Raw genomic sequence first — 18,891 nt, forward strand, 5'->3', positions numbered from 1 at the left:
ATCAATTATCCTACCTTTAGCGTCCTTCCAAACCGTGTGCGATGTAGTTGTATACGCTTCTGTAATTTCAGCAAAGCCTTTTTATTTTGATATTTCAATAAATTTTTTGCTATTGCTTTTTTCCACAAATAAATCAATATCGTTGTTTGCTCTTGTTTCCTCTTCTAATAGCGCATCAACGCCCCAAACGCCATCTACCCAAATGGCGATCCCATTTTCTTCGGCATATGACATTATCTCAATGGCATCTGTTTTATTTACCATGCAACACCTAACCTGACCACTTGCGAACACCTGGCTTCTAACCTACTCAGTCAGCAAGACCCGATAGCTAATCTGAAACAGCTTTACGATCTGATCATAATATAGAAACCTATAATACAATCATGGCATCGTACACACCATGAGCAATAATCAACGAAAGTAGCGTACAACCTTTGATTTTCTCTCTAGATATACAATAGAGAAATCCAATAAATGCTGTCATAAAAATCTGAATGATATTTCCGTTAAATATATGAAATAGCCCAAACAGCAAAGATGATATAATGATAGCAAACAACTTAGAGTTCCTGATTACCAATAATTTATGGAATATGTAACCGCGAAAGATTAGTTCTTCTGCAAGGGCAACTCCCAATATTGCATAGATAAATTGATAAACAAATTGCCATGTCTGCGTATAAGTTGTATTTCCGACCATGTCTTTAAAACCAATCATAATGGGGAGAACAGTCAAAACTAATGACATAGATAAAGCAAGTAATACACCGATGCCTATTTGCTGCAGAATTTTTTCCTTTCTGAAACCGATATCTCCGGGGGTTTCCTTATTTACAATCATTAATATCCCCGGAACGATGAATAGCAACCATTGCGTGACGATCATAAGAATCATGCGCAATGGCAAAGAAAATGACATCAGTAAATGTTGATTAAACATCCACAAACCAAACGCAGCAACAAATACACCGCAAACAGATATAACAAACTGTATCATTAAAGATTTCGCATTTGACTTAATTGCCTCTGTATTTCTATCCATAGTTAAACCCATTTCTTAAAATATTAATATAAAAATTCAATACATCTAACCTGAACACTTGACTAATATCAAAAACTGCCCTTTTGGACTTGTTCCCGATGAGCGATAAAATCACGCTTTCACGCAATGGGTTTCTCACCCATATGTGCTAAAAGCCTTGCATATAAGGTTTTTCCCCGCATTCATTCTTTTACCCTTGACATCAATTCCACCGTCTCTATATGGCCGATTTTCAGTCTTACGTAAGTGGGAACATGTCCAAGCTTATAGGTTGAGACGTTGATATTGATGTCTCACCACCACGGCTCGACACGACAGGAAGTATGTCATATGTGTCTGTCGTTATCTGGAATATGGTTCACGAACCATTTAACGATAGCCCCATTTTTAAACCTTTCCCCTAATTAGCTATTAAATATATCTTTTCTTTATCAAAGCATATCTGCGAAGTATGGTTATATATCTGAACCATATCCTGCATTTTTTCAACAAGCATGCCTGTACCCGGATTGCCTATTGCCGCAAATGCCCCGACAGCTCTCTTTTCCATTCCGATAGCATTGCTTTTTAAATGAGCACCTTTATCTTGAAGGAACTCATCAACCGACCCCTCCTTCACAAGAGGAATATTACCAATGAACTTTCCAACAGCTTTGCCTGCGGCACCTAATCCTTTTATCACATTTGCTTCCAGCGCGGAGTTACCCATCTTTTCAAGACGAACCGAACACTTTCCAAATAAATCTCTATAGGTTTGTGACATTTCTCTTATCTCATCTTTAATGCCTGAGATGTATTCTTCTTTAAAATTACCACTTAGCATTATTTCCATAAGCGATGCCAACGAGAACGTGTAAAGTGATAATCTATAATATTTGAACTTCTTCTCTAAGTCGGCCAATGTTGAATTTACTTTACTCTGTGCGACAATGAAGTGTTTCGCTTTATGGAACTCATTAACCTTCTTCTGATATACGATCATATTCTTTCTGGCGGTTCTTTGAATATCCAATACCAGCTTATGGTTACTAGCAACGAAATGCTCATTATCCCAGTTGAGCTTATACTTCATGACGATATTCATCAATGTTTCTACATCAGCTTCGATTTCTGATTCCTTTTCAATTTCCAGGAATGATAAAATCTGCTTTTCCATTTCTGCAATATTACCGAGCTCTTTTTCGATCGGGAAAAGCGCTACTGCCATTAACATTATGGCTGGGTTAATTGTGGCGGCTGTTGTAGTTGTAGCAGACAATGGGCCTGCTGCCTGAAGCTGTGCAAATTTTGATGTACCATCAGCAGTCTTAAATGCTCCCCAAAAATTACCATTCTTCGCAACCTTCAGAACATCACCAACGCCAGCATTGGCTAATTGATATAAGCCCTCTGTAGCAAATGTGGTTGTCTGTGTGACAGTGTTCAATGCTGGAATAAGTGATGACACCCCAACTCCTAAAGCCGATAACTCTGCAATTGGTACGCTTAATGTTTTCTTACTATTTATAGTAGCACGCGCAGCCAACAGCATTCCCTCTGTAAATTCTATTAAATCGTTTTCTTTTCTAACGACCCCAAGCTCATTAGAGTTATTAATGTTTACAGTTTCCCCCATGTTATTCCTCCGAAATAAGATTTGATGAGGATATTAAGCACCTCATTATAATACTTGTAATTTTCGCGAATGTATTTTTACTCTTGCTCATCCTCGTAATCTTCAGACGTCAATAAAACCACTGAGGTATATTCGCTTTCAGTGTGCCACGGTGTGCCACGGGGACGGGGGTCTTGTCACATTATACTCTTTGGATAATCCCCCTGCAAATTCCCGTCAACCTCTCAATTTGTCTAATTGATAAGCCATAAACTTCCTTCAGATCCTTTAAATATAAATTTCTCTTATTTGCGTCAAACCTTTGCAAATCTAGCGCATGATATACATGGCAATGATCCTTGATTATTTTTTGGGCATTTTCATCTGTTAACTGGATTTGTCAATATTGGTTCAGTAAAAAAGCGCAAGGATAAAATATTAGTTTAATTGAAAATGGAAATTTACTCTTCCTAAAATAGCACCACCATTGAAAACATGTTTAAGAATTAATGAAAACTATTAATGTTTTTTGGTGAGCCCAGAGATAATTACCACTTGGGCTACTTAGGTGCCGAAGGGGAGCCTTTACAGACGGGGTCCCCAAGCGTGTTAAAATAGTTTTTAGACGGGGCTTATATGAAACATTATGTTTCTCGGAGCCGCCCGTCGGTAATTTAATAACGACACGCGTGGGGTGGATGTCAAGGCCACCGGGGTTTCATAAAACAATCGGACTATATTTTAAAAAGTCAATTTAGGCTGCTATTTGATTTTGGTAATACATTCCCCTAAATATCATTGGGGGCCATCCATTGTTCGTACTATAAATACGCCTTAAATTATAGTAACAAATATACCTGTATATTACTGTTTTAACCTCTGCTGTAGTCATTTTTGTAGTATCCATCTGATATAGTTTTTCTTCTTTTAGGGTGGCAAAAAAGCTCTCCATTCTAGCTTTGTCATAACAACGGCCGACACTGCTCATGCTTTGTATTGCCCCATATTGAGTTAAGGTGTTTCTGAAGATACCGCTGGTAAATTGGCTTCCCCTGTCTGAATGCAGGATCATTCCCCTGGCCCCATCATTGCGACAGGCATGTTTAAAGGCCTCTACGCAAAGTTCGGCTTTCATATTAGTATCCATTTTAAAACCACGTATGCTGCCGTCGTAGCAGTCAAGTACTGGCGCAAGATAGAGCTTCCCGTTTTTTACAAGGTATTTCGGTAATATCCATTAACCATTTTTCATTGGGATTTTGTGCTGTAAAATCCTGGTTTATGAGGTTCTCTGCTTTTTGTGCCTCAGAATCGGCTTTCGTTATTCCTTTTGGCCTTCTTTTACAATGGATCATTAGATTGTTTTCTTTACATATTCTGTATATAGTGCTATAGCTACCTTCATAATTTTTTTTATTCATTAGGTATTGATATATTCTTTTAACTCCATAATTTGCGTTTTCCGGATCTTCTTTCAAGAGATCATAAATCTGTTTTAATAGATCAGCATATTTGTAGGGTTTACTTTTATTTCTAAGGTATTTATAATAGCCGGATTCGCTTACCTGAAGTACCCGACATAATGCCGCTACGCTCCATTTTCTTTCCTGGCTGCGTAATTCAATGTACTTCATCCGCTGATCCTTTTTTACTTCCTCCGGCTTTTTGCGAAAAAACCTAAAGCATCCTGAAGTATTTCTATGTCTTCCCGGGCTTGTTTTAATTCCTTGCGAAGTCTGTCATTTTCTGCTTTGATTTCTTCTTCGCTCATTTGCCGGCCGTTACTATCAAATACCATTTTTTGTTTCCTGGCTCGGGCTTTCCAACCGTAAATTGTACCTTCTTTAATTCCCAATCGTTGGGCTGCTGCCGTTGCCCCTATTTCATTAGCTAGTTTTAGAGCTTCAATGCGTTCCTCTTTTGTGTAACTTTTTGCCATCCAAAATCGCTCCTTTGTATTTTTAGTATATCATTTCCTTGCGATTTTGGACCGCACTTTAATTATAGCACTCCAGTTTCTATATGCCAAAAACTATGTACTTTATTTTACCATTCACAGCATATCTGAACATTGAATAGAAAAAGGAAAACCACCAAACAAGAGAATTTATCTCCTGATAGGCGGTCAGTCACAAATGTTATGTCACTATGTCAATCGATTTAAATTTAACGGTGGATTTATTATCAAAAACCGTAATTTTCTCAACAAACCGCCTTAACAACTTGTTCTCCATATTTTTTAATGGTATAAGTTGCTGTTATTCCATAGACAACAAAGGCAAGCAAACTTGCAATTATGGTAGAGGGACCTTGAGTCCAGGGGGCATTAATAGTACCCTGCGCAGAGTTGATTGAAACTAACGCTACCCAAACAATAGCTCCGTAAATACTGCCAAGCAACCAAAAATTTGTTTTAGCTATACCCGTTATGCCTTGCATTATAACCATTAGCAAAAATCCGGCAGCCTGCCCAGCAAGAATATGGATAATTAGTTGCCCAAAAGTTATTTTAGCTCCAAGGGTAGAAATCCCAAAGGCTTCTGATCCCGCAATTATTGCAGCTTGAGTAAGGGATGCGATTAAAAAACCCAAAGAATATTTCCAGTACATATATAACACTCCTTTTCAGGAGATATATTGCCCTTATATAAGATTTATATTCCGTCCACCAAAAATGGAGGGACAGGAGGGGACAGGTACATCGTCCCTATATCCAGTCAATTACACTTTTAGATATACCGGTGATTTTGGGTAATTGCCTGAATGTTCCCTTATCCCTCCTCTGTAACAGCTAAAAACCCTTTGTTTCAAGTGCCACGTGAACAAGTGACACGGGGACGGGGGTCCTGTCACATTATGCTCTTTGGATAATCCCCCTGCCAATTCCCGTTAGCCTCTCAATTCGTCTAATTGATAAGCCATAAACTTCCTTCAGGTCCTTTAAATATAAATTTCTCTTATTTTGACATTTGATCATCTCTTTTCTAAAAAAAGCGTCCTTAAATTTCAATTGAAACCAAAGGGCGCTGGGTTGTGTGATGTCCGGGAAGAAATATGATACCATCACTACGTATTGATCTTGTGACGACATGCAGGTATCCGTAAGATATCCTTGTTCTTCGCCCATCCAGCAAATATGCGAAACTAAATGCCATGTCACAGCCATAAACAGCATGGTATTTGACCGTAGAACCGAATCATACCTGCCTGTTCCTTCCCAGTCATTCGAGCATATTTGAGAATTGCTCAATGATACCTCTTCCGGAGGATCTTTCAGACGGAATGGGTGGGGATATCATCCTTTCTTCTTCATCTTCATCTTCATCTTCTTCATCTTCTTTATCGTCTTCAACAAAATAGCTATATTTTTCCCATACTGAATACAAGGACCGGTAATCGCCTTGTATTAATAGTAACTTTTCTATAATCCCTATAGCCGCTCTACGGCTATGGGGTCTGTTATGTACTTTGACCCAAATCCTGTCGAGATCATTAATATTTACAACGCCCATATGTCTATGGTAATCTAATAGTAGGCCACCGTAGTCATTGAAAAACCGGCCACAATAGATTAACCTACTTGAGAGGAAATTCAACAGGTAGGGGCTGGGAGAGATGATCACAATGAACATCAAGCAACAAATTTTAATGATGCATATTCATGAAGGGAAATCGCGCCGGGAAATTGCGAAAATAACAGGGATCAATCGGGACACCGTAGGAAAGTACATTGGACAATATGAGGAAGGGAGACAGCAATTATTGTCGAGCGGGTCGGCAGATATCCAGGCACTAGTCGACACCCTCACTTCTGCCCCCAAGTATACTGTGGGCATTCGACCCAAAAGAAAAATGACTGACGAGGTTGTGAACAGGATCCAGTTCTATCTTGACGAGAATGAAACTAAGCGAAATCAGGGGCGGCACAAGCAGCAAAAAAAAGCCATTGATATCTTTGAAGCACTGGAAGCCGAGGGTACTCAACTAAGTTACAGTACCGTTCTTCGAACCATTAGAAGCTTGGAACGGAAACCAAAGGAAGCGTTTATTAAGGCTCTGTATGAACTTGGAGACATTTGCGAATTTGATTGGGGTGAGGTTAAACTAAAAATTAATGGAAAATTTCAAGTTTTTCAGATGGCCGTATTCACAACGGCTTACGGGAACTATCGCTTTGCTTATCTGTTCACCAAACAAACAACAGAGTGTTTTCAGGAAGCACACGCCCTGTTTTTCCAGCATATCGGCCAAGTGTATCGTACCATGGTGTACGATAACATGAAAGTCGCGGTGAAAAGGTTTATTGGAACGGAGAAGGAGCCGACGCAAGGATTGCTTCAATTGTCGCTCTACTATGGTTTTCAGTATCGGTTTTGCAATATTCGCAAGGGCAACGAAAAAGGTCATGTGGAGCGAAGCGTCGAGGTCGTTCGCCGAAAAGCCTTCGCTTTTCGGGACGAATTTGAATCCCTGGAGGAGGCAAATCAATATTTGCAGGATGTGTGCACTAAGCGTAATCGTAAGTCCCATGATGAGTACAACGGCCAGACGGCGGAGGAACGATTGGAAGAAGAGCGCCCCGCATTGCTGCCCACCCTTCCACCATTTGATGCAGCTCGCGTGATTTATGGACGGGTGAACAAATATTCCACCATCATCGTTGATCAGAATCGTTACTCAGTACCGGATCATTTGGTAGGTGAATCGATCATGATTAAAGCATATGCGACCCGGGTGCGATGCTTCCATCAGGAATCCTTGGTAGCGGAGCATGTGCGATTAACCGGCAACCACGAGTGGCGGCTTGATCTGAATCATTATTTGGATACGCTAAGGAAAAAACCTGGTGCATTTGCCGGTAGTGCGGCATGGCAGCAGGCTCCTAAAAGGATAAAAGAAATATACGAAACATATTATACCAAACAAGACAAGGAATTTATACAGCTATTGCAATATATTCGAGACGATGTCCCATTTGCGGAAGTCGAGCAAGCTATTCGGGAGCTGGAGAAAATTCATCCGGCTCAAGTGACTACGGATAAAATTAAAGTGCTTTGTGCTAGGAATCGTGACGCGATGCCTGTTGTTCAACCAAATCTCTCGAAAACGGGAAAAGAGATTGTAGAGCGGTCAGCACAGCAGCTTCGCATGTACGATGACATGTTTGATACCCATACACCAAAAGCAAAGGAGGACGTTGCATGAGTAACGCGCCGCGCAAGGCGTTTAAGGAAGCGATATTGGAATATAGCAAAGAACTGAGACTCCCTATGATTCGTAAGCATTTGGATGAGCAAGTTCGGGAGTCAACGCAGCAGGATGCCAGTTATGAAGCATTTCTGGCGCAGTTACTGGAGAAGGAATGTGATGCTCGTCGGGAAGCCTCGCGGCATAATCGCATTCGTCTGGCTGAATTTACACATAAAAAGTACCTTGAAGATTTGGTCATCGCGGATTTGCCAGATGATGCCCAAAAGAAGTTAAAGCAGCTGAAAACATTAGAGTTTATTCAGGAGGGGCGCAACATTATTCTGGCGGGGAACCCGGGAACAGGCAAGACGCATGTGAGTATTGGGCTAGGCTTAAAGGCCTGCCTGGAGGGATATAAAGTATGGTTTACAACTGTTCCCCTCCTCATTAACCGGATTAAAGAATGCCGAGCAGAGCAAACTCTTCGAGCCTTCCAGAACCGCTTTGAAAAATATGATTTGGTTATTGCCGATGAAATGGGTTATATATCTTTTGATAAGGAAGGATCTGAATTATTGTTTACCCATTTGTCGCTGAGGGCTGGTCGCAAATCGACAATCATCACAACCAACTTATCCTTCGAACGATGGGGTGAAATTTTTCAGGATCCCGTGATGACGGCGGCCATGATTGACCGGTTGACGCATCAGTCATACATCGTCAACATGAATGGAAACTCGTACCGCATGAAAGAAACGAAGGAGTGGTTACAACAACAGCAACTGGCATGAAGAAAAAAACAATAACCCTGTATAAAGGTTTATCATGTTTTTGATAAACATTTATACAGGGTGTAACAAGCGATAGCGCGTTAGCATTCATCGTGAAACAATGCTCTTTGAAAACTAAATATGCTTATGAAACGACTAAATTTTTTTTTCTTAGTGGCCGAAAATTAAATGACTATATGGCCTAATTTTAAGTTGACAAATACACCCATATTCTTGATCAGTTCTATTAATAAATATGCTTCCCTATCAACATCCATCATAGTTCCTGTGCTAATGTCGAATAGTATTCCGCCAAAGTATTCCGGTCTATAGCGAACGCTGTCTGAAAGGCTTATATAGGGTGATTTCACAGCTTTCACTGAGTCATCCTCCTCAAAGTTTTTATTTTGAAGCTTCTAACTAAACAATTATCCCAAAATTTTCGACAGCAGTTAAACCATATCCTTCAATATACGGGACTTTTATTACCAAAGGCACTACTTTTTCCCGAATCCATCAAAACATCACGATCAGTTGCTTGTATGAAACGGGAATCTGCCCTAAACTCCGTAGAAATTGAAAATGACAACTCCAAGTAACTCTGATAGAATAAAGTTGCTAGACGATAGACAATCAGAATAACAGAAGGAGCTGTCATAATGAAAGTATATCAGGAAAACAAAGAATCAGTCAATGGAAGTATCCAAATAATAAACAGTACAGTGCTGTACGAAAAGGCACGCTAGGGATTGATGGAGCTCTCGATGTCGCTGGGCCTCGATGTCATGTGGATGATGCTGGAGGAAGATGTAGTGCAGTATGCCGGCCCCAAAGGGAAGCACAATACGGAAGAGCGCAGCGGATATCGGCACGGTACCGACAAGACTACGGTGTGAAAGGATTATCATATCATTTTTCAATGCTTTATGGCCTCATTAATAAACAACTGTCTATGGTAACCTAATAGTAGGCCACCGTAGTCATTGAAAAACCGGCCACAATAGAGTAACCTACTTGAGATAAACTCAACAGGTAGGGGCTGGGAGAGAATGATAACAATGAACATCAAACAACAAATTTTAATGATGCATATTCATGAAGGAAGATCACGCCGGGAAATTGCGAAAATAACAGGGATCAATCGAGACACCGTCGGAAAGTACATTGGACAATATGGGGAAGGGAGACAGCAATTATTGGCAAGCGGGTCGGCAGATATCCAGTCACTAATCGATTCTCTTACCACTGCGCCCAGTATACTGTGGGCATTCGACCCAAACGAAAATTGACTGACGGGGTTATAAAAAGGATTCAGTTCTACCTTGACGAGAATGAAACTAAGCGAAATCAGGGGCAGCGCAAACAGCAAAAAAAGCCATTGATATCTTTGAGGCGCTGGAGGCCGAGGGTGTCCAACTAAGTTACAGTACCGTTCTTCGAACCATTCACAGTTTAGAATGGAAACCAAAGGAAGCGTTTATTAAGGCTTTGTATGAGCCCGGAGATATCTGTGAATTTGATTGGGGTGAGGTTAAACTAAAAATTAATGGAAGATTGCAAATTTTTCAGATGGCCGTATTCACAACGGCTTACGGGAATTACCGCTTTGCTTATATCTATTCACCAAACTTACCGCGCAAGGGCATCCCAAGGCATTTACTGTACTCAGCGCTAAAGGAAACGCTCCCAGGCTGATTGGTATAAATTCTGGTCCTTTTGTCAGGGAAATCAAGGAGTTTGTTGATCGAAAAAATATCAGCGGGTCGAAAATATATTTCCGAGGAGTACTGTCTAAAAGCCTTCGATAAATTTTGCGCTATGAAGGAGAATGAATTATTGACTCCCCAGCAGTTGGCAGACGCCTGGCGCTGGAAGGTTAGAGAAAAAAGCACCGCTAATATTGGGATGATCAGAGAGTTAGGCTTGTACCTCACCATGCAGGGTAGTACGAAAACTTTTGTGGTTCCTTACGCGAATGGAGATATGCCAAAACCGGCATTTACTGGGTACACAGGTTCATTTGCGGAAGAAATCGTATCGTTTCTTAAAGCGAAAAGATCTGCCGGTTTGAAGTACAGACATGAGGAGCTTCGTCTAAAGGATTTCGATAAATTTTGCAATGAGCAATCTAATTTGAAATTGTCTCCGCAGCAACTGGCTGACGCGTTTATACATTTCCAAGAGGAACGCGGTTATTCCAAGAGCAGAAGAAGTGCCTCCATTATTAAAGCATTCGGTAACTATCTTACTGATAATGGTTGTTCAAACGCTTTTACTATCATTGATAAAAATTTCGTCGCTGGCCCATACGCGGAGGAGATATCGGATTTTGTCGCCTTCAAAAAATCTTGTGGATTTAAGTATATTAATTCCGGTTACCATCTGAGGTTTTTTGATGTGTTTTGCGCCACGAAAGAAAACGAATCTCTGACCCCTCAAAAGTTGGCTGATAAATGGGTCCTAAAAAGAGACAATGAGCATCCTAATACACGCGCTGGCCGGGTAGACCCAGTCAGAGTTTTCGGCAAATATCTTACAAGCATTGGACATCCCAAAGCTTTTATGATTGCGGTTGATGCTGCGCAAAGGAGGACTCCTAAGCCTCCATATCTGTTTTCAGAAGACGATATTGATACATTCTTTGGCGCGTGCGCTGAATTGAAGGCGGATGAAAAACAACCATCCATGCACATCGTTCTGCCGGCGGCGTTTTTGTTTATGCACTGTATGGGTGTCAGGACCTGTGAATTAAAAATATTGATGGAGAATGTGAATCTTGAAACCGGCGAAGTCATCATTATAGACGCCAAGACCGGTGAACGGGCTGTGTATATGTAAGCGTCAAATCAAACCCACATATTCGTCCTTTTCTTACTATGAGATAATGAATTCGAAAAGAGGGACAAAACCTCCTCCATGACAATCACAAGGAAGTGAGTGTGGCTATGATGTTAGGCCGAGTAGACACGGTTTATCTTGCAGCCGGCGCAACGGATCTTCGCAAGTCTATCGATGGCTTGGCTGTAATCGTGCAAGAGCATTTCCGCTTGGATCCATTCTCTAGGCATCTTTTTGTCTTTTGTAATCGCAAAAAGGACAAAGTCAAAGTCCTAGAATGGGGTGGCGATGGATTCTGGCTCCATTACAAGCGCCTCGAGAAAGGACACTTTCAGTGGCCAGATGGCAATAGCCAGTCACTTGCTGTCAGCCAGCGAGAATTTCGATGGCTGCTCGATGGTTTACCCCTTCATCAGGCAAGTGCCAATCCGGAAATAAGCGAGAGAATCATCATATAAAAACTGCGAAAAACCTTGATTCTATGCGGTTTTTGGCTATCTTTCATTAGCGAAAAATGATATAATAAAGCCATGGAAAACATAACTGAATCAGACGCAAACCATCCTCAAACGGATGAACATATACAAAGTCTTAAGGACAAAATTTCTGTTCAAGAGCACCAAATCGAAGAGTTGTCCGCTAAGCTGAAATGGTACGAAGAACAGTTCCTTTTAAGCCAGAAGCGGCGATTCGGTGCATCCAGCGAGAAAACCAATCCAGATCAATTAAGTTTCTTCGATGAAGCGGAACAAGAAGCCGATCCTAAGGCATCTGAACCAACGGTTGAGGAAATTACATATAAAAGACGCAAGACCAAGGGCAAGAACGACAAAATGCTTGATGATCTTCCCGTAGAGACTGTGGAATACCCCTTATCGGATGAAGCACAAACTTGCCCACAGTGTGGTGAGCATTTACATCAGATGAGTAAAGAAATCCGAAAGGAGATCAAGGTTATTCCAGCTCAGGTTAAGGTAGTCAAACACGTGCGACACGTATATACATGCCGTAACTGTGAGAAAAATGACATCTCCACGCCGGTGATCACTGCACCCATGCCTGCCCCTGTGCTTCCGGGTAGCTTTGTCTCGCCCTCTTTAATGGCGTTTGTGATGGATCGAAAATATACTTTAGCTGTTCCGCTTTACCGGCAGGAGCAGCAATTCAAACACTTTGGTATCGATTTATCTCGCCAGACACTGGCCAACTGGATGATTCACGGTGCGAATGATTGGCTTGTTCATCTGTACAACCGCATGCATACCAAGCTAATTGGGCATGAGATTTTACATGCGGATGAAACGATATTGCAAGTGCTGCGTGAAGAAGGAAGAACAGCCGCTAACAAATCATATATGTGGCTGTATGCTACAGGTCATACGGATGTGCCGATCTATCTTTATGACTATCGTACGACCAGAGCCAGTAAGCATCCGCAAAACATGCTTGACGGTTTTAATGGATACTTGCATACTGATGGCTATATAGGGTATAACGGCATTCCAGGTGTCAAACCGGTCGGTTGCTTCGCTCATGCCAGAAGGTATTTTTCTGATGCACTCAAAGCCTTGCCAAAAGGCTCCGACCAGACATCTTCTGTTGCGAAAGAAGGGCTGGATTATTGTAACCAGCTTTTTCACCTAGAGCAAGGGTTCAAGGATCTGGATGCTGACGAGCGATACGACAAGCGTTTGGAACAAAGCAAACCGGTTCTTGATGTCTTCGAAGCCTGGTTAAGAACGAAGAAAAGACAGGTTCTTCCGAAAAGTGCTTTAGGAAAAGCCATTGATTACAGCCTGAAGCAGTGGGATAAACTGTGCGCGTTCTTGCTTGATGGTCGGCTGGAAATCAGTAATAACCGAGCAGAACGAGCCATCAAGCCTTTCGTAATCGGAAGAAAAAACTTCCTCTTCAGTAACACTCCGAAGGGTGCTACGGCCAGTGCAATCATCTACAGCATGATTGAGACGGCAAAGGCCAACCATCTGAGCCCTTTTCATTATTTGACGTATCTATTTGAGAAGTTGCCCAACATTGACTTGGGAAATATGGCTCAACTGGATGCTTTGCTCCCATGGTCGGACACGCTTCCGGAATCCTGCAAAGTTTCTTCAAATAACTGATAGCGTCTTAACGACATCAGAGAGAAGTTTGGGATTGAATCCCGGACGCACTTCAATAGTTGCTTTGCCTACACGAACGGGCAAAGCTTCTTGAGGTTCGCTTACTTCTAACCCGCCGATCTCCACGGAAAGCCACTGCATTTTCTTCTCTGCTGACTTGCTTTCTGACTTAAACTTACGCATCCAGTAGCGCAGCTGATTGATCTTCAATTCATGTGCTGTGCACCATGCTGTAGCCGTTTGGCCACTCGATTTAAATTCATTCACCCTGGATTTCCACATTTGGCACTTTTCAACTTTGGTCAATGAGCAGGCCTCCTTATAGTTATCATGGAGACATTATCTCATAGCTAGATTCAAAAGAATATGTGGGTAGTATTTGACGCTTACGTATAGAAGGTTCCGGGTTAGGAGTCGTGTAAGGTTATGTGGGTTATGGAAAAAAGATATTTGGAGTGCGTTTAATCTGCATGAATTGTCGGCTGAACGCATCAAAGCATCTTTTTACGAACTGGGAAAGAGGTGGTTTTAAAGGGATGCTTTCGGAAAGGAGCATCTGCTTCCAATGGCGGAGATACTGCCGAACGATATAGCGTATGTTGTTTTCATCGATAGATGGTGTTGAATCCATGATGGAAGAAAAACTTTTATTTTCTAAATGGCGGGAAACAATCTCAACATGAGTTGAAAGAGGAATCTGCGAATAAGGTACGAGAACAGATAAAAGCAATGCATGTGTATGACCACAGATAGCACATTTTACGCGGCAGATGCGAAGACGTTCTTTCGAATCTCCTGACATAACATGGCGGTAATAATAAGCATGGATAGTAAGACAGCCGGAATGCCCACAGGAGCATACGAGCTGATGAAACTGAAGATTTGAAATGACTTCATCATAAGTTTTTTGAGAAATAGGATTGTAATAATTGACAGATAACGTTATCATATATATGTAGTGTGGATTTATCCACAATTATGTATTTGTGGCAGGAATCCCTCTTTAGTCGGTGCGGTTCCTGCTACATTAATATAGTAATACTGTTATGATAACACAAGAAGGTATAGAGTAAAACAATCTGTCGGAAAATGCATCAGATTAATTTATTCTGTACCTTCTTTTAATTTGCTTGAAAATGAAAGATTTCGGTGCGTGTAATTTAAAAAATAATAGCTACCCTATGAAATTACACCATTCTCAAACGGTTTTAGTAATGAAAAATCAACCTTCCTAGTTTTGCTACCCTATGAAATTACACCATTCTCAAACCCTGTGAGGGCGTTTTGGAAGCGTTTTTGAGTTTTGCTACCCTATGAAATTACACCATTCTCAAACAGGGATTATGCTTTATTCCCTCATCTTTACGTTTTGCTACCCTATGAAATTACACCATTCTCAAACTGACCTGTGCAAGATGGATGAATACATCAAGTTTTGCTACCCTATGAAATTACACCATTCTCAAACTTTTAACAAGTTGTTATTCGCTGAATTCATAGTTTTGCTACCCTATGAAATTACACCATTCTCAAACTTTCAATTTGCGCATAAAAAGCATTTGTTTCTGTTTTGCTACCCTATGAAATTACACCATTCTCAAACGTATTACTGACGGGATGCTAAACATTGCAAGTTTTGCTACCCTATGAAATTACACCATTCTCAAACTCAATACTTGACCTGCCGCCGGTGCTAGACGTTTTGCTACCCTATGAAATTACACCATTCTCAAACTCGCTCGAAGTGCTTGGAATCGGCGCGCTGGTTTTGCTACCCTATGAAATTACACCATTCTCAAACATCGTCTAGCCTTGCATCGTAGTCCTCTCCGTTTTGCTACCCTATGAAATTACACCATTCTCAAACTATGAGGTGCCGGACATCAGCCCTAATGTTGTTTTGCTACCCTATGAAATTACGCCATTCTCAAACTGAACTACCGGAGGAGCCGCTTGATTTATTGTTTTGCTACCCTATGAAATTACACCATTCTCAAACAACCACGCCAACGGCAGCATGGGCCTTTAGGTTTTGCTACCCTATGAAATTACACCATTCTCAAACTGCACTGGTTGAATATAGAAACGGTGACGAGTTTTGCTACCCTATGAAATTACACCATTCTCAAACGCTTCCCTGGCGTAACTTCCTGCTGCCGATAGTTTTGCTACCCTATGAAATTACACCATTCTCAAACACAATACTTAGCCCCTCATTGGCCAAGAAAGTTTTGCTACCCTATGAAATTACACCATTCTCAAACTACTCATTGATATTGATGCCATCTACAAACGTTTTGCTACCCTATGAAATTACACCATTCTCAAACCGACAATATTCTCATCACAGTGTTGCCTTTGTTTTGCTACCCTATGAAATTACACCATTCTCAAACCCTGGGGTACATCGTGCATACATCAACTACGTTTTGCTACCCTATGAAATTACACCATTCTCAAACCAGATTGTGAGAGCGATGAAAATGACTGTGGTTTTGCTACCCTATGAAATTACACCATTCTCAAACGAGGAACCGGAGATTGCCGAGACTGAGAAGGTTTTGCTACCCTATGAAATTACACCATTCTCAAACCTGTGGACGGGCCGGGCAAGGTTGTTACATGTTTTGCTACCCTATGAAATTACACCATTCTCAAACTAAGGACATTCACACCTAATATACAAGTAAGTTTTGCTACCCTATGAAATTACACCATTCTCAAACTACCCGGCGACATTTAGTGTGTTTAGAATAGTTTTGCTACCCTATGAAATTACACCATTCTCAAACTGCATCATAGACTGTAATTATGTCAGTATCGTTTTGCTACCCTATGAAATTACACCATTCTCAAACTATTCCAGTTGCATAGTCTTTTAACACTGAGTTTTGCTACCCTATGAAATTACACCATTCTCAAACTTTGATTAATCACCAAATCAACCCCTTTTTGTTTTGCTACCCTATGAAATTACACCATTCTCAAACGCGTTCATAATCCTCGTCACGCATGGCCGGGTTTTGCTACCCTATGAAATTACACCATTCTCAAACTTGGAGGTGAAAAATCTTGGCGATTTCCGGGTTTTGCTACCCTATGAAATTACACCATTCTCAAACGGAAGGAGTTAGTTTCGGTCTAGGTTTCGCGTTTTGCTACCCTATGAAATTACACCATTCTCAAACGGAAGGAGTTAGTTTCGGTCTAGGTTTCGCGTTTTGCTACCCTATGAAATTACACCATTCTCAAACGGGGGATAAGGGAGGCTGGGTTGATTGGGCGTTTTGCTACCCTATGAAATTACACCATTCTCAAACGGACAGATCCAGACCAAGCCACCCCGATTTAGTTTTGCTACCCTATGAAATTACACCATTCTCAAACCTCAAATTGAGAATTAAGTGCCACCACAACACCGTAATTTCTTGGAATAGCTATTCCCTACAATACAATAAATTTAACATCGTAAACCAATAATATCAAATATAACCTTTATATTTCGCATAGATCCCCATCGATAATTCGGATTTTTTCCTGCTGGAATCTTTTTTCTCTCATTGTATTTTCTAAAAGCAAAATATCATACTTATTATAAATCACAAACTGATATAACTGCTCTAAATCCTGGTCTGATAAGTAGCACTTTAAATTTATAAAAACAAATAATTTAATTCCAATAAATTCCTGCAATAAAGTTAAGTAGTCTATTGTTTTTTCAATAATCGTTTCATAATCCGTACCTATTTTGACATCGGCAAATTTAAATATTGCTCCGATATCCATTTCTTGATTATACTCAAGAGGGTAGTGTATTTCTTGCAGTATTTTTTCAAGATATCGCATAATCTCACTAATTAAGCCCGTAGAATCCACATAATATTCACTTTCTACCGCAATCATTTTCAATTTGCTGTAGACCTTGTTAATGATCCTCTTCTGGTTAAAATCCAGAGAAAACAGGTCGATGACTAAGTCCATATATTTCTGCAATTCAAGGTGCGTCAAGTCCGATGACAGAACAAATTGTCCTTCTCCATCATTAATTTGTTCCATTAGCTCCCAGACGATTTCTGAAAAGGCCTTTTGGTTCTCAATTACCAACACATTTATTTTATTCTCTTCAAAAACAATTGGTCTCTCCAATAAAGGGTGGGCTAGTTTCATAAATCAATCAACCTTTCATCACTGTCGATAACATGTGAATTTTTCTCTCCAACAATAAATTCCATTTTCGAGAACTGTTTTTCTGTTAAAGTCAGCAACTGCACCAGACCGGCTGAAGGTTTATTTTTTCTAACATTAGACACAATGGCATCAGCAACCGTAGTATTAAGAGCCAGTTTACTATATACTGATTCCTGCATCATAATAAAGCCAATTTTTAGCAAGAATTTGCGAAATCTGGTATATTCCTTCCTCTCGTCTGATGTAATTGTGGGCAAATCAAAAAATACTAACACTCTCATAAATCTATAACTCATTTCTATAAAACCTTATCAGCGATACATCTTCTTGATGCAAAGCATCAAAAACGCTCTTACAGTATATTTTTATCGCATTATTCAAAAAGTTCTTTTTCCCATCGATGATTACGTTTTTATTCAAAACATTTACTATCTGCATTTTTTCTTCGTGTTCAAAATTTTGAAGGGTCATTTCCACAACTTGCCTGTCAATCATTGGCCTGAACGGTTCCATTAAGTCAGATGCAAAATTAAACTGATTAAACATATTATCATGATATAAACCAATTTGCGTGATATAACCATTGGCGGCAATCTCCCGATTGAATGTCGACAAGAGTATGCTATATCCATAGTTAAGTGCTGCATTCAAAGTGTTATCTGCAGTCCTGGTAAAATTCATGCCGAACAAAGCATTGAAATATACCTTGGCTGCGTGGCCTTCCCTATTTGTTATATCTTTAAATTCAATTTGGGAGATATATTCTTCCAGCATCTCAGCTTCTGAATGTCCCCGTAATTGCAGAAGATTTTTTTGCTGCCGGATTTTTTCTGTAACAATTTCAGTCCACACCAAATCTTTTGTAGACAATTTCCAAGCCAATTGATCTTTTACCTTAGCACTGGTATCGTGGCTTCCATAGTATGGAATTAGTTCTGAACTTGGATTTCTCTTCTCATCGCAAAAGATCACTTTAATTTTGCGCTTCATTAGTTCACTCAATAGACTCACTGTAAGTGATACGGCTGTATTTTCTATCATCAATATAGAAATTTCTCCGAGATGAATCTTTGTAACCGTATCCCCCCGCACAACCAAATAATTGAGTTTTAAATCCAATTTTGCCCGTTGGGAAATAACCAC

General features: G+C 40.4%; 21 protein-coding genes and 1 CRISPR repeat array. Of the genes, 7 read left to right on the plus strand and 14 right to left on the minus strand.

All coding sequences use genetic code 11. From position 1 onward, the window contains the following. Window positions 1-81: 81 nt before the first annotated feature. From CEQ75_RS16505 to CEQ75_RS18765, 8 genes are all read right to left on the minus strand, one after another. Window positions 82-264, minus strand: coding sequence for a nucleotidyltransferase domain-containing protein (locus tag CEQ75_RS16505; RefSeq protein ID WP_420828410.1), 183 nt, complete (start codon window positions 262-264; stop codon window positions 82-84). A gap of 109 nt (window positions 265-373) precedes the next feature. Beyond that, a complete protein-coding gene (locus CEQ75_RS16510) occupies window positions 374-1,045 on the minus strand; it encodes a CPBP family intramembrane glutamic endopeptidase (protein ID WP_089612173.1) in 672 nt (223 codons plus the stop codon). 400 nt (window positions 1,046-1,445) lie between these two features. Then, window positions 1,446-2,660, minus strand: coding sequence for a hypothetical protein (locus tag CEQ75_RS16515; protein WP_198306580.1), 1,215 nt, complete (start codon window positions 2,658-2,660; stop codon window positions 1,446-1,448). Between the two features lie 733 nt (window positions 2,661-3,393). Further along, entirely contained in the window at window positions 3,394-3,873 is a 480-nt protein-coding gene (locus CEQ75_RS16525) for a DDE-type integrase/transposase/recombinase (RefSeq protein ID WP_157677541.1), read from the minus strand. Further along, window positions 3,818-4,273, minus strand: a complete 456-nt coding sequence (locus CEQ75_RS18490; RefSeq protein WP_157677511.1) for an IS3 family transposase — start codon at window positions 4,271-4,273, stop codon at window positions 3,818-3,820. Before CEQ75_RS18490 ends, CEQ75_RS16525 begins: the two co-directional genes overlap by 56 nt. A gap of 14 nt (window positions 4,274-4,287) precedes the next feature. Then, window positions 4,288-4,578, minus strand: a complete 291-nt coding sequence (locus tag CEQ75_RS16530; protein WP_089612174.1) for a transposase — start codon at window positions 4,576-4,578, stop codon at window positions 4,288-4,290. A 263-nt stretch (window positions 4,579-4,841) separates the two neighbouring features. Then, window positions 4,842-5,249 (minus strand): hypothetical protein, encoded by a 408-nt coding sequence (locus tag CEQ75_RS16535; protein WP_089612175.1) that lies wholly within the window; start codon window positions 5,247-5,249, stop codon window positions 4,842-4,844. Window positions 5,250-5,860: 611 nt separating this feature from the next. Beyond that, entirely contained in the window at window positions 5,861-6,151 is a 291-nt protein-coding gene (locus tag CEQ75_RS18765; RefSeq protein ID WP_198306581.1) for a hypothetical protein, read from the minus strand. Between the two features lie 103 nt (window positions 6,152-6,254). Between CEQ75_RS18765 and istA the strand changes: the two genes are divergently transcribed. Next, window positions 6,255-7,844: an IS21 family transposase gene (gene istA, locus CEQ75_RS16545; protein ID WP_089608934.1), complete on the plus strand. Its 1,590-nt coding sequence runs from the start codon at window positions 6,255-6,257 to the stop codon at window positions 7,842-7,844. Beyond that, window positions 7,841-8,620, plus strand: a complete 780-nt coding sequence (gene istB, locus CEQ75_RS16550) for an IS21-like element helper ATPase IstB (RefSeq protein WP_089608935.1) — start codon at window positions 7,841-7,843, stop codon at window positions 8,618-8,620. Before istA ends, istB begins: the two co-directional genes overlap by 4 nt. 164 nt (window positions 8,621-8,784) lie before the next feature. On the opposite strand, the gene CEQ75_RS16555 is transcribed toward istB, so the two are convergent. Then, window positions 8,785-8,979 carry a hypothetical protein gene (locus CEQ75_RS16555; RefSeq protein WP_089612177.1) on the minus strand — a complete coding sequence of 65 codons (195 nt, stop codon included), beginning with the start codon at window positions 8,977-8,979 and terminating at the stop codon, window positions 8,785-8,787. A 384-nt stretch (window positions 8,980-9,363) separates the two neighbouring features. On the opposite strand from CEQ75_RS16555, the gene CEQ75_RS19265 reads away from it, so the two are divergent. The 5 genes from CEQ75_RS19265 (at window position 9,364) to tnpC (ending at window position 13,560) form a co-directional block, all read left to right on the plus strand. Continuing rightward, a complete protein-coding gene (locus CEQ75_RS19265; RefSeq protein WP_257914017.1) occupies window positions 9,364-9,495 on the plus strand; it encodes a hypothetical protein in 132 nt (43 codons plus the stop codon). A 153-nt stretch (window positions 9,496-9,648) separates the two neighbouring features. Continuing rightward, window positions 9,649-9,888, plus strand: a complete 240-nt coding sequence (locus CEQ75_RS16560; protein WP_157677513.1) for a helix-turn-helix domain-containing protein — start codon at window positions 9,649-9,651, stop codon at window positions 9,886-9,888. Between the two features lie 448 nt (window positions 9,889-10,336). Then, window positions 10,337-11,437, plus strand: a complete 1,101-nt coding sequence (locus tag CEQ75_RS16565; protein ID WP_198306582.1) for a hypothetical protein — start codon at window positions 10,337-10,339, stop codon at window positions 11,435-11,437. A gap of 107 nt (window positions 11,438-11,544) precedes the next feature. Beyond that, window positions 11,545-11,895, plus strand: a complete 351-nt coding sequence (gene tnpB, locus CEQ75_RS16570; protein ID WP_089610481.1) for an IS66 family insertion sequence element accessory protein TnpB — start codon at window positions 11,545-11,547, stop codon at window positions 11,893-11,895. A 72-nt stretch (window positions 11,896-11,967) separates the two neighbouring features. Further along, entirely contained in the window at window positions 11,968-13,560 is a 1,593-nt protein-coding gene (gene tnpC / locus CEQ75_RS16575) for an IS66 family transposase (protein WP_089610479.1), read from the plus strand. Here the strand turns inward: tnpC and tnpA are convergent. The 5 genes from tnpA to cas1 form a co-directional block, all read right to left on the minus strand. Next, entirely contained in the window at window positions 13,549-13,866 is a 318-nt protein-coding gene (tnpA, locus tag CEQ75_RS16580; RefSeq protein ID WP_089610477.1) for an IS66 family insertion sequence element accessory protein TnpA, read from the minus strand. The genes tnpC and tnpA overlap by 12 nt on opposite strands. 127 nt (window positions 13,867-13,993) lie before the next feature. Next, window positions 13,994-14,509, minus strand: coding sequence for a DUF6431 domain-containing protein (locus CEQ75_RS19605; protein ID WP_420828421.1), 516 nt, complete (start codon window positions 14,507-14,509; stop codon window positions 13,994-13,996). A gap of 219 nt (window positions 14,510-14,728) precedes the next feature. Then, window positions 14,729-16,947: a CRISPR direct-repeat array (repeat unit 36 nt; unit sequence GTTTTGCTACCCTATGAAATTACACCATTCTCAAAC). A gap of 108 nt (window positions 16,948-17,055) precedes the next feature. Beyond that, a complete protein-coding gene (gene csn2, locus CEQ75_RS16590) occupies window positions 17,056-17,727 on the minus strand; it encodes a type II-A CRISPR-associated protein Csn2 (RefSeq protein ID WP_089612180.1) in 672 nt (223 codons plus the stop codon). Then, complete coding sequence (gene cas2, locus CEQ75_RS16595) at window positions 17,724-18,029, minus strand: CRISPR-associated endonuclease Cas2 (protein ID WP_089612181.1); 306 nt, start codon at window positions 18,027-18,029, stop codon at window positions 17,724-17,726. Before cas2 ends, csn2 begins: the two co-directional genes overlap by 4 nt. A gap of 4 nt (window positions 18,030-18,033) precedes the next feature. Further along, on the minus strand, window positions 18,034-18,891 hold the full coding sequence (cas1, locus tag CEQ75_RS16600) for a type II CRISPR-associated endonuclease Cas1 (protein ID WP_338031976.1): 858 nt from the start codon (window positions 18,889-18,891) through the stop codon (window positions 18,034-18,036).

It is taken from the genome of Dehalobacterium formicoaceticum, from assembly GCF_002224645.1.
In the GTDB taxonomy this organism is placed as follows: Bacteria; Bacillota; Dehalobacteriia; order Dehalobacteriales; family Dehalobacteriaceae; genus Dehalobacterium; species Dehalobacterium formicoaceticum.

Coding starts and splice junctions, on each gene's coding strand:
- CEQ75_RS16505 (WP_420828410.1), bottom strand. CDS start 264: ATGGTAAATAAAACAGATGCCATTGAGATAATGTCATATGCCGAAGAA.
- CEQ75_RS16510 (WP_089612173.1), bottom strand. CDS start 1,045: ATGGATAGAAATACAGAGGCAATTAAGTCAAATGCGAAATCTTTAATG.
- CEQ75_RS16515 (WP_198306580.1), bottom strand. CDS start 2,660: ATGGGGGAAACTGTAAACATTAATAACTCTAATGAGCTTGGGGTCGTT.
- CEQ75_RS18490 (WP_157677511.1), bottom strand. CDS start 4,273: ATGAAGTACATTGAATTACGCAGCCAGGAAAGAAAATGGAGCGTAGCG.
- CEQ75_RS16530 (WP_089612174.1), bottom strand. CDS start 4,578: ATGGCAAAAAGTTACACAAAAGAGGAACGCATTGAAGCTCTAAAACTA.
- CEQ75_RS16535 (WP_089612175.1), bottom strand. CDS start 5,249: ATGTACTGGAAATATTCTTTGGGTTTTTTAATCGCATCCCTTACTCAA.
- CEQ75_RS18765 (WP_198306581.1), bottom strand. CDS start 6,151: ATGGGCGTTGTAAATATTAATGATCTCGACAGGATTTGGGTCAAAGTA.
- istA (WP_089608934.1), top strand. CDS start 6,255: ATGATCACAATGAACATCAAGCAACAAATTTTAATGATGCATATTCAT.
- istB (WP_089608935.1), top strand. CDS start 7,841: ATGAGTAACGCGCCGCGCAAGGCGTTTAAGGAAGCGATATTGGAATAT.
- CEQ75_RS19265 (WP_257914017.1), top strand. CDS start 9,364: ATGTCGCTGGGCCTCGATGTCATGTGGATGATGCTGGAGGAAGATGTA.
- CEQ75_RS16560 (WP_157677513.1), top strand. CDS start 9,649: ATGATAACAATGAACATCAAACAACAAATTTTAATGATGCATATTCAT.
- tnpB (WP_089610481.1), top strand. CDS start 11,545: ATGATGTTAGGCCGAGTAGACACGGTTTATCTTGCAGCCGGCGCAACG.
- tnpC (WP_089610479.1), top strand. CDS start 11,968: ATGGAAAACATAACTGAATCAGACGCAAACCATCCTCAAACGGATGAA.
- CEQ75_RS19605 (WP_420828421.1), bottom strand. CDS start 14,509: ATGATAACGTTATCTGTCAATTATTACAATCCTATTTCTCAAAAAACT.
- csn2 (WP_089612180.1), bottom strand. CDS start 17,727: ATGAAACTAGCCCACCCTTTATTGGAGAGACCAATTGTTTTTGAAGAG.
- cas2 (WP_089612181.1), bottom strand. CDS start 18,029: ATGAGAGTGTTAGTATTTTTTGATTTGCCCACAATTACATCAGACGAG.